Origin of the sequence: Rhizobium sp. M1, assembly GCF_002531805.1 — a bacterium.
GTDB lineage: Bacteria > Pseudomonadota > Alphaproteobacteria > Rhizobiales > Rhizobiaceae > Rhizobium > Rhizobium etli_C.
Genome location: NZ_NWSW01000073.1, coordinates 1 through 10,302 on the forward strand (window position 1 = coordinate 1; position 10,302 = coordinate 10,302).

The 10,302-nt window shown below is 59.0% G+C and carries 9 protein-coding genes; 8 read left to right on the forward strand and 1 reads right to left on the reverse strand.

What is annotated here, in order from left to right:
* Positions 1 to 161 precede the first annotated feature (161 nt).
* Genes CO655_RS32445 through glcF form a run of 3 tightly spaced genes read left to right on the forward strand, consistent with a single transcriptional unit; the run spans position 162 to position 4,090 of the window.
* Entirely contained in the window at positions 162 to 1,616 is a 1,455-nt protein-coding gene (locus CO655_RS32445; protein WP_097608623.1) for an FAD-linked oxidase C-terminal domain-containing protein, read from the forward strand.
* A complete protein-coding gene (locus CO655_RS32450; RefSeq protein WP_210201041.1) occupies positions 1,613 to 2,767 on the forward strand; it encodes an FAD-binding protein in 1,155 nt (384 codons plus the stop codon). Before CO655_RS32445 ends, CO655_RS32450 begins: the two co-directional genes overlap by 4 nt.
* Entirely contained in the window at positions 2,768 to 4,090 is a 1,323-nt protein-coding gene (gene glcF / locus CO655_RS32455; protein ID WP_097667929.1) for a glycolate oxidase subunit GlcF, read from the forward strand.
* A 10-nt stretch (positions 4,091 to 4,100) separates the two neighbouring features.
* Here the strand turns inward: glcF and bhcR are convergent, their stop codons facing one another.
* The gene (gene bhcR / locus CO655_RS32460) at positions 4,101 to 4,910 is read right to left on the reverse strand and encodes an HTH-type transcriptional regulator BhcR (protein WP_097608621.1); all 810 of its coding nucleotides are present in this window, start codon (positions 4,908 to 4,910) and stop codon (positions 4,101 to 4,103) included.
* 187 nt (positions 4,911 to 5,097) lie between these two features.
* Between bhcR and bhcA the strand changes: the two genes are divergently transcribed.
* The 5 genes from bhcA (at position 5,098) to CO655_RS32485 (ending at position 10,007) form a co-directional block, all read left to right on the forward strand.
* A complete protein-coding gene (bhcA, locus tag CO655_RS32465; protein ID WP_097608620.1) occupies positions 5,098 to 6,288 on the forward strand; it encodes an L-aspartate--glyoxylate aminotransferase BhcA in 1,191 nt (396 codons plus the stop codon).
* Positions 6,289 to 6,300: 12 nt separating this feature from the next.
* Complete coding sequence (gene bhcB / locus CO655_RS32470; protein ID WP_170965063.1) at positions 6,301 to 7,248, forward strand: beta-hydroxyaspartate dehydratase BhcB; 948 nt, start codon at positions 6,301 to 6,303, stop codon at positions 7,246 to 7,248.
* An 11-nt stretch (positions 7,249 to 7,259) separates the two neighbouring features.
* The gene (gene bhcC, locus CO655_RS32475; protein ID WP_097608618.1) at positions 7,260 to 8,423 is read left to right on the forward strand and encodes a 3-hydroxy-D-aspartate aldolase BhcC; all 1,164 of its coding nucleotides are present in this window, start codon (positions 7,260 to 7,262) and stop codon (positions 8,421 to 8,423) included.
* A gap of 1 nt (position 8,424) precedes the next feature.
* Complete coding sequence (bhcD, locus tag CO655_RS32480) at positions 8,425 to 9,390, forward strand: iminosuccinate reductase BhcD (protein WP_097608617.1); 966 nt, start codon at positions 8,425 to 8,427, stop codon at positions 9,388 to 9,390.
* Positions 9,391 to 9,476: 86 nt separating this feature from the next.
* A complete protein-coding gene (locus CO655_RS32485; protein WP_097608616.1) occupies positions 9,477 to 10,007 on the forward strand; it encodes a VOC family protein in 531 nt (176 codons plus the stop codon).
* The last annotated feature ends 295 nt before the right edge of the window (positions 10,008 to 10,302 follow it).

Sequence of the window (10,302 nt, forward strand, 5' to 3'; positions counted from 1 at the left end):
CTCCTCCCACCATGCCGGCGACGACTTCGCGCGGCTGAGGGCGGCGCGCGAAAAAGCCCCGCGACCGCAGAGAGATCCGGTGCCCGGGAACGGGAGGACCCTCGATTGCGAAATGGGTGTGATTTGACCGTCGGACGCACGAAGCACGCAAGGGAAAGATCATGTCAACGATAGCCATGCCGGAGCCGCGTGCTGACATTCTGGCGCGATTGCCTCAGATCATCGCCGAACTGGAAGCGGCCTTGCCCAAAGGCACCGTGATTTCGGATCCGCAGGAGACCCGGGCCTATGAATGTGACGCACTGACAGCCTATCGCTGTCCGCCGCTTGCGGTCGTCTTGCCGCGCAGTACCGAGGAGGTCGCGACAGCGATGCGTGTCTGTTATGAGCGCCGCGTCCCCGTCGTGCCTCGCGGGGCAGGGACCTCGCTCGCCGGCGGCGCCTTGCCCACCGCAGATAGCGTCGTTATCAGCACGATCCGGCTGCGCGAGATCCTCGAAGTCGACACGGCAAACCGATTTATCCGGGTCCAGACCGGTGTCACCAATCTTGCCGTGAGCGCCGAACTGGACGCGGATGGATTTTTCTACGCGCCCGACCCATCGTCGCAGCTTGCCTGTACGATTGCCGGCAATATCGCGATGAACTCAGGGGGCGCACACTGCCTCAAATACGGCGTCACCACGAACAATCTGATGGGCCTTCGCATGGTGCTGCCGAGCGGCGAAGTCGTCGAGCTCGGTGGGCCGTTTTTGGGGACGACCGGTCTTGATATTCTCGGACTCTTGTGTGGTTCCGAAGGCCAGCTGGCGATCATCACCGAGGCGACCTTGAAGATAATGCCCAAGGCCGAAGGCGCCCGGCCGATGTTGATCGGTTTCGAAAGCGCCGAGATTGCCGGTGAATGCGTCGGTCGCATCATCCGCTCCGGTCTGCTGCCGGTGGCGATCGAATATATGGACGACGTGTGCCTGCGCGCGGTCGAAGCATTTGCCAAAGCCGGATATCCCGCCTGCGCCGCCGTTCTGATCGTCGAGGTCGAGGGATCCGAAGAGGAGATCGACGAACAAACCCAGCGCATTCGCGCCATCGCTGAGGCGCTGGGAGCGGTAGAGTTTCGCAGCAGCCGAAACGCCGATGAATCGCTCGCGATCTGGAAAGGCCGCAAGTCGGCGTTTGGCGCGATGGGTCGTCTCGGCGACTACCTGTGCCTCGACGGAACGGTGCCGGTTTCGAAACTCCCCTATACGCTGAAGCGCATCGGCGAGCTCTCAACGCAATACGGCCTGGAAGTCGCCAACGTCTTTCATGCCGGTGACGGAAACATGCATCCGCTCATCTTGTTCAACGCCAACGCGCCGGGCGAGTTGGAGCGCGCCGAAGCTTTCGGCGCCGACATTCTTCGTCTTTGTGTTGACGTTGGCGGCTGCCTGACCGGCGAGCATGGGGTCGGCATCGAAAAGCGCGATCTCATGGCTGCACAATTCAACATGACGGACATGGACATCCAGATGGCGATCAAGGACGTCTTCGATCCGGCCTGGCTGTTGAACGCTGCCAAAGTCTTTCCCCTTGAGGTGAGTAAGCCCTACCGCGAGAGAGCTCGATCACGATGACAGAAGGCAACATGCCTGCATCCGTAGAGACCTTCTTCGCCCCCGCGGACGAACTTGAACTTTCCGCCTTCCTGGATGAGGCCTGCAAGACGGTAAAAGCGCTCCAAATCATGGGCGGCGGCACTCGCCTGAAGCCGAGTTTTCCATTCGAAACCACCACGCTGACGACCCGGCGCCTCAGCGGCATCGTGACCTACGAACCTGGTGCCATGACGCTGATCGCCCGAGCGGGGACGCCCGTTGAGGAAATCGAGGCGACGCTTGCCATAGAAGGCCAGGCACTGGCTTTCGAGCCCATGGATCATCGAACCGTTCTTAGCACGGGCGGTGTTCCAACCATCGGCGGCGTGGTTGCGACCAATGCTTCAGGGCCGCGGCGCGTCCAGATCGGCGCCTGCAGGGACCATCTGCTTGGGGTTCGCTTTGCCGATGGCCGGGGCCGGATCATCAAGAACGGCGGCCGGGTGATGAAGAACGTCACGGGTCTCGATCTTGGCAAACTTCTCTGTGGTTCCTTCGGCACACTGGGCGTCCTGACGGAAGTGGCCATAAAGACGCTGCCAGCGCCCGAAAGCGAGCTGTCGGTCGGCTTCAACAATGTGTCGGTGTCGGAAGCGAGCCGGATTTTTCAAACCGCGCTTGCCAGCCCCATGGAAATCTCCGGCGCCGCCTTTAGATCCGGGACCGCCTGGCTGAGGATCGAGGGGCGCTCCAAGCAGGTTAAATACAGGCGCGAAAAGATATTCGACCTGCTACCTCACTATAATATCGACTTTCTCTACGATGTTGTGAGCAAGGACCTGTGGAGCCGGCTGCGAGACCTGCACCACTTTGACGACCCGCAGTTGCCGCTGTGGCGAATCCTGGTCAAGCCGACGGATGCGCCGATCGTCGCATCCGCACTCGAGAACCTTGGAGGAACCGTATCGCTCGATTGGGGAGGCGGGTTGATCTGGTTTGCGGGGCAGGCGGAGCCGCTTGAGGTTCGCAGGGCCTGCGGCACCGGACAGGCCCTGTTGATGCGCAATGAAAGCCCATTTTGCGGCCCGAGGTTCGCGCCTGAAGGCGAAGCTGTTGCTCGCCTCTCGAAGGCATTGCGCAACCAGTTCGATCCCGCCGCAATCTTGAACCGCGGTTTGATGGACAGCTAGATGCAGACGAATTTCAATCAGACCCAGCTTTCAGACCCGGCTACACGCACATCAAACGAGATTCTGCGGTCCTGCGTCCATTGCGGCTTCTGCACGGCAACCTGCCCGACATATCGTGTGCTGGGCGATGAACTCGACAGTCCGCGCGGCCGGATCTACCTGATCAAGGATATGCTGGAAAACGACAGGGTTCCCGACGACGCAACCGTAAAGCACATCGACCGTTGCCTTAGTTGTCTCAGCTGCATGACGACATGCCCTTCCGGCGTGAACTATATGCACTTGATCGATCACGCGCGCGATTATATCGAGAAGAATTATACCCGCCGCTGGGACGATCGGGCGTTGCGATGGCTGCTGGCCCGGATAGTGCCGTATCCTCAGCGGTTCCGCTGGGCTTTGACCGCAGCCAAATTGGCCCGCCCCCTGCGGCGCCTTGTTCCCGATGCCCGGTTGCGGGCAATGCTGGAGATGGTGCCGGAGAGCATCCCTAAGGTCAGCAACAACGACAGGCCACAAGTATTTCCTCCAAAAGGCGAGCGGCGCAAACGCGTGGCTCTCCTGATCGGCTGCGCCCAGCGTGCGCTGAACACGGATATCAACGACGCAACGATCAGGCTTCTGACCCGCCACGGCTGCGAGGTGGTCGTTCCGAAAGGCATCGGCTGCTGCGGAGCGCTCACGCATCACATGGGAAAGGCCGAGGAAAGTCACGCCATGGCCAGCGCCAACATTCGCGCCTTGGTTCGGGAGCTTGACGGGGGAGGGCTGGATTCCATCGTTATCAACACGTCCGGATGCGGGACCACCGTCAAAGACTACGGACATATGTTCCGAAACGGCCCGATGGCGGCCGACGCCGAGCGCGTTTCGGCTATTGCCAGGGATGTCACCGAAGTCATGGCGGATATCGGGCTTGAGGACGCTGGGCACGCCGATCCGCTTCGCGTCGCCTATCACGGCGCCTGCTCCCTGCAGCATGGCCAGCAAATTCGCGCCCAGCCGAAGGATCTCCTGAAATCGGCGGGCTTCGATGTGGTCGAGCCGCGCGATTCCCACATCTGCTGCGGTTCGGCAGGCACCTACAATCTGCTGCAGCCGGCAATATCGCAGCAACTGCAATCGCACAAAGTCGCAACCATCGAGGCCGTTCGCCCGCAGCTGATCAGCACCGGCAATATCGGCTGCATGATGCAGATCGGTTCGGGTACCGAGCTTCCGATCGTCCACACCGTTGAACTGCTGGATTGGGCAACCGGCGGGCCAAAACCGAGAGGTCTTTCCAAGCTTCGATCTGGGCGACCGGCGCGGCGCGGCGGTTGAGATCGTGAGGCTATCCGCCCCCCAATCTGCGAGAAACGGTTTTCGCAGCTCCGGCGACGCGCTCGCCGATTTGCCCGATGAGCCGGTCAGGCATTCGATGCGTAGGACCGGAGACGGATATACCGGCCACGGCTTCGCCGTGTACATTCAAGATCGGCGCGGCGACACAGCGCATGCCTTTGGTCCGCTCCTCATCGTCAATCGCATAGCCCCGCTCCCGGCTGACGATCAGTTCCTCTTTCAACTGAGCGACCGAGCGCGCGGTATTTTCGGTAAACCGCTTCAAAGTGGAAGTCTTGAACAGGGCGGAAAGGCGACCATCATCATAGGTGCTCAGCAACGCCTTCCCGATGCCGGATGCATGAAGAGGCGAAAGAGTTCCGGGCGGAAAAAAGGCCCGTATGGATTCATGTGTCTCGACCTGGCTGATGAAGAGAATATTCCCGTCCTTCTCTATGCCGAGGTTCGACGTCTCTCCTGTCTCCAGCATCAATTCGCGCATGATCGGGCGGCTTCGTTCGACGACATTGGATCGGCGCAGAAATGCCGCTCCGGTGCGGTAGGCTTCCGGGCCGATGAACCAGACCTGCCGATCAGGGCTGATCTCGACGAACTCGCGGCGTTCGAGTGTGGCAAGAACGCGATGCATCGTCGCGGGCGATTGATCGAGATGGGCAGAAAGTTCAGACAGCGTCATTCCTTCCGGCGACGCCAGCGCCTCCAAGACATCCAGAGCGCGATCGAGCGACTGTATGACGCTTGAGGACTGGGGTTCGTTGAAGGATTTCGGGCGCCCTCGCCGTCGGTTTAAGTTTTGCATCGATCACCCTCGCAATTGCAGGCTTTTATCGTTAACTGAAAAACGAATTCACGCAATGAAAAATATCAAACTATTGAAATTCATTATAAAATACCAAATTATTACACGATTGAAAATATTTTTCAAAAAAATATATCTTCGCGCAAACCCATGTTATCTAGTTTGAAAGCACAGGAGGATGCATACCATGTACGGACAAAATCCGGTTTTCATCCCAGGCCCCACGAACATGCCGGAAATCTTGCGCAAGGCGGCGGACATGCCGACCATGGACCATCGTTCATCGATGTTCGGCGAAATCCTTCATCCCGCTCTGGCGGGTGTGAAACAGGTTCTCAAAACCGAAACTGCTTCCGTTTTCATTTTTCCTGCCACGGGCAGCGGGGGATGGGAGACGGCGATCACGAATACGTTGAGCCCGGGCGATCGCGTCCTGGCTGGCCGACACGGCATGTTCAGCCATAAGTGGATCGACATGTGCCGGCGCTACCAGCTGAAAGTCGATGCTATCGAGTCCTCCTGGCACGACGGCGTCCCGCTGGCGCAATACGAGGAACTTCTCAACGGCGACAAGGCGCACGAGATCAAGGCCGTTCTCGTTACCCACAACGAAACCGCGACCGGCGTCAAGTCCGACGTTGCGGCGGTGCGCAGGCTGCTGAATGCCGCCAATCATCCCGCTCTGCTACTCGTCGACGGCGTCAGCTCCATCGCTTCGATGGACTTTCGAATGGACGAATGGGGCGTCGATGTTGCCGTGACCGGGTCGCAGAAGGGATTCATGCTGCCTGTCGGTCTGGCGATTACCGCCTTTTCACCCAAGGCCATGGCGGCACTGGAAACGGCGAAACTTCCGCGGGCCTTCTTCGACGTGCGCGATATGGCCAAGGGCTATTCGACCAACGGCTACCCCTATACGCCGTCGGTCGGGCTCCTGAACGGTCTCAAAGTATCGATGGAGCTTCTTCTTCAAGAGGGGCTGGAGAACGTTTTTGCGCGCCACAGGCGCATCGCCTCCGGTGTTCGCGCCGCGGTTGGGGCCTGGCGGCTTGAGCTCTACGCCGCGCGCGAGGAGCTCTATTCCGACACGGTCACCGCGGTTCAGACGCCTGCCGGTTTCGATGCCTCCCGGTTTGTCACGCACGCTGCGACAAAATACGACGTCGCCTTCGGTGCCGGCCTCGGAGACGTCGCGGGTAAGGTGTTCCGCATCGGTCACGTCGGCAGCATGACGGATGTGATGGCGCTGTCCGGTATTGCCACGGCCGAGATGGTCATGGTCGATCTGGGCCTCAACATCAAACTCGGCTCCGGCGTTGCCGCGGCACAGGCGATCTATCGCAATAGCCAAACGTCCGCTGTCGAAATGGTCGCCTGAGGTCTGATCCAGATGTACATACCCACTCTATCCGACATGTTTGAAGCCCATCAGCGCATCAAACCGCACATCCATCGCACGCCTGTCCTTACCTCGACGTTCATCGACACGCTTGTCGGTGCCAATCTGTTTTTCAAATGCGAGAACCTGCAGAAAGCCGGTGCCTTCAAGGCCCGTGGCGCCTCCAATGCGGTCTTTGGCCTCAGCGAAGAGCAAGCGGCGAGGGGCGTTGCCACCCATTCGTCCGGCAACCATGGCACCTGCCTATCCTATGCCGCCGGGCGCCGGGGAATTCCGTGCACCGTCGTCATGCCGCGGACGGCACCGCAAGCCAAAAAGGACGCGGTGCGGGGCTACGGCGGCCAGGTCGTCGAATGCGAGCCATCGACGTCATCGCGCGAGGCGGTTTTCGCCGAGGTCGTCGCCGAAACGGGCGCCGAATTCGTTCATCCCTATAACGACCCCCGCGTCATCGCCGGCCAGGCGACATGCTCGAAGGAACTGATAGAGCAGGTCGATGACCTGGACGCGGTGATTGCACCCATCGGCGGCGGCGGCATGGTATCGGGCACCTGCCTGACGCTGACAAATCTTGCGCCAAGGGTGAAGATCTATGCCGCCGAACCCGAACAGGCCGACGATGCCTATCGTAGCTTCAAGGCCGGACACATCATCGCCGACGACGCGCCCAACACCGTCGCGGACGGTTTGAAAGTTCCGCTGAAAGAGCTGACCTGGCACTTCGTAAAGAACAATGTCAGCGACATCCTCACTGCATCGGAGACTGACATCATCGATGCCATGAAGCTCATCTGGAAGCGTATGAAAATCGTCATGGAACCGTCGAGCGCCGTTCCGCTGGCGGCCATTCTGAAGAACAAACACCTGTTTTCCGGCAAGCGCATCGGCGTCATCGTCACCGGCGGCAATGTCGATCTCGACACGTTACCCTGGCAATAAGGGAGAGGTAAATGAACATGCAAGCAAACTTCGACGGCCTTCAAGTCGGCTATGATGTACCGGCTCTGCCGGGAATGAGTGTCGAGGACATCCAGACGCCGTGCCTGATCCTCGATCTCGACGCGCTGGAGCGAAACATCCGGAAGATGGGTGACTACGCCAAAGCGCACAATATGCGTCACCGCGCCCATGGCAAGATGCACAAGTCCGTGGACGTCATGCGCCTCCAAGAGCAATTGGGCGGAGCCATCGGCGTGTGCTGCCAAAAAGTGTCCGAAGCAGAGGTCTTCGTCAGAGGCGGGATCCGGGACGTCCTCGTCTCCAACCAGGTGCGCGATCCGCTGAAGATCGATCGCCTTGCCCGACTTCCCCAGCAGGGCGCCAGGATAATCGTATGCGTCGACGACCTGGACAATGTCGCTGAACTGTCCACCGCAGCCCGGAAACATGGCACGTCTCTGGATTGCTTCGTTGAAATCGACTGCGGTGCCGGTCGGTGCGGGGTCACCACGAGTTCAGCCGTTGTCGCGCTTGCTCGCGCTATCGATGCGGCTCCAGGCCTCCGCTTTGCCGGCATCCAGGCCTATCAGGGCGCCATGCAGCACATCGACAAGTATGAAGACCGCAAGCTCAAGCTCGACGTCGCCATTGCACAGGTGAAGGACGCTGTCGAAGCTCTGAAGAGCGTCGGCCTGCAGCCTGAACTGGTGAGCGGCGGCGGTACCGGCAGCTACTACTTCGAGAGCAATTCCGGCGTCTATAACGAGCTGCAATGCGGAAGCTACGCTTTCATGGACGCCGACTACGGACGCATCCAGGACAAGGACGGCAACCGGATCGACAGGGGCGAATGGGAAAACGCGCTCTTTCTGTTGACCACCGTGATGAGCCACGCGAAGGCCGACAAGGCGATTTGCGACGCTGGCCTAAAGTCACAGTCGGTCGATTCCGGTCTGCCTTTCGTCTTTGGCCGCAGCGACGTGAAATACGTCAAATGCACCGACGAACACGGCGTCATCGAAGATCCGCATGGCGTCCTGAAGATAAACGAGAAGCTTCGTCTCGTTCCCGGCCATTGCGATCCGACCTGCAATGTCCACGACTGGTATGTCGGCGTCCGCAACGGCAAGGTCGAAACACTTTGGCCGGTATCGGCAAGAGGCAAGGCGTATTGAGATGATCATCGTTCCAGAGCGCGCAATTGCAGATCTGATCGGATCGGCCGAATGCTTTACCGCTGTAGAACAGGTGTTCGCCGCCATGGCCAGAAAATCGGCCTATAATTTTCCGGTGGTCCGCGAATCGATAGGATATGCAGACGCGCTCTACGGATTCAAATCAGGTTTCGACCGGGAGAGCCTCTCTCTCGGTCTGAAATCCGGAGGTTTTTGGCCGAAAAATGCGGAAAAGGGCCTGACCAACCACCAATCGACGGTATTCCTGTTCGACGCGGACACCGGACGATGCCGTGCTGTGGTGGGCGGAAATCTTCTGACCGCATTACGGACCGCAGCGGCGTCTGCAATCTCGATCAAATATCTGGCCCGTGAAGACGCGAAGATCCTCGGCATTATCGGCGCCGGACATCAATCAACCTTCCAGCTAAGGGCAGCAGTCCAGCAGCGAAACTTCGAGAAAGTGGTTGCCTGGAACTATCATCCGGAAATGCTGGCCCGCCTCGAGGACGTTGCCAGAGAGATCGGCTTACCCTTCGAAGCCGTCGATCTCGACAGGCTCGGAGCAGAGGCCGACGTGATCATCTCGATAACCTCGTCATTCAGTCCCAGCCTGATGGCCTCCCAGGTTCGTCCGGGCACGCATCTGGCCTGTATGGGAACCGATACCAAGGGCAAGCAGGAGGTGGACGCCAAGCTGGTGGCTGCGTCTTCGATCTTCACCGATGAAGTGGCGCAGGCGATAACCATCGGCGAATGCCAGCATGCCATCGCCGAGGGCCTGATCGCAGAAGAAGACATTCTTGAGATTGGCGCTGTCATCACAGGCGACGTGAAAGGGCGCCGCTCAGCCGACGACATTACCTTGTTCGACGGAACAGGCGTCGGACTGCAGGATCTGGCGGTGGCCTCGGCTGTCGTCGACCTTGCGGTTTCGAAAGGTGTAGCGATCGAAGTCGATTTCTAATCGTCGCTAATCATTCCGGTCGAGGCGCGAGTTTTGAAAGGACCGGTTCCCACTTCTTCTATGTGTGGCCGAGCATGAGGTTTTCGATGAGCAGTGGACTTCCAGGCTTTCGTGGCTTCGATCACATCGGCATCACTGTGCCCAATCTTGGCGAGGCAATTGCCTTCTTCTGCGATGTGATCGGATGCGAACTTATCTATCGTGCCGGCGCGTTCGGAGATGACGAAGGCACGTTCATGAGGGATCAGTTGAATGTCCACCGGCGCGCGCGAATTCGCGGCGTGGCGTTTCTGCGCTGTTGGAATAACTCGAACTTAGAGCTGTTCGAATACGATTCTCCCGATCAGAAAAATGTTGCACCCAAAAACAGCGATATCGGCGGGCATCACATCGCGTTCTACGTGGAAGATATCGAAAGGGCTGTTGAGCATCTGCGTCACCACAACATTCGCATACTCGGCAATCCGGTTGTTGAACCGGGGGGGCCGGACCATGGCGTGACTTGGCTTTATTTCCTGGCGCCTTGGGGACTGCAGTTGGAACTCATAACCTATCCGACAGGGAAGGATTACGAGGCGGAAACGCAAGCTCGACTTTGGGATCCGCGCCTCACTTGAAGGATCATGAGTTGCCATTCGTCTTCAAGCCGATCACCGCTCGTTATTTGCGGCAACGAGTCGCGGCTGCAGAGGAGGGGCATCGCATTCATAGCGCTGAATGTAATCGTTGACATAGGCAACATTGCCTGATTGTATACGTTAACATCCGCGCAGAACCAGCGACCTTGGAAGAGAGGCGACAATCTGTGAAGCTTAACGCTTCTCATCAACTGACTGCTGGAGGCGGCAATTACCAATCCCCAGGGAACTCGTCATGTAAGCGGTGCATTGACCCCGTCTGGCAATAGCGGGG

Bases quoted from the DNA above. Each gene is read 5' to 3' on its own strand.
- bhcC (WP_097608618.1), top strand. From the start codon at position 7,260: ATGAACATGCAAGCAAACTTCGACGGCCTTCAAGTCGGCTATGATGTA.
- CO655_RS32450 (WP_210201041.1), top strand. From the start codon at position 1,613: ATGACAGAAGGCAACATGCCTGCATCCGTAGAGACCTTCTTCGCCCCC.
- bhcB (WP_170965063.1), top strand. From the start codon at position 6,301: ATGTACATACCCACTCTATCCGACATGTTTGAAGCCCATCAGCGCATC.
- CO655_RS32485 (WP_097608616.1), top strand. From the start codon at position 9,477: ATGAGCAGTGGACTTCCAGGCTTTCGTGGCTTCGATCACATCGGCATC.
- bhcD (WP_097608617.1), top strand. From the start codon at position 8,425: ATGATCATCGTTCCAGAGCGCGCAATTGCAGATCTGATCGGATCGGCC.
- bhcA (WP_097608620.1), top strand. From the start codon at position 5,098: ATGTACGGACAAAATCCGGTTTTCATCCCAGGCCCCACGAACATGCCG.
- bhcR (WP_097608621.1), bottom strand. From the start codon at position 4,910: ATGCAAAACTTAAACCGACGGCGAGGGCGCCCGAAATCCTTCAACGAA.
- CO655_RS32445 (WP_097608623.1), top strand. From the start codon at position 162: ATGTCAACGATAGCCATGCCGGAGCCGCGTGCTGACATTCTGGCGCGA.
- glcF (WP_097667929.1), top strand. From the start codon at position 2,768: ATGCAGACGAATTTCAATCAGACCCAGCTTTCAGACCCGGCTACACGC.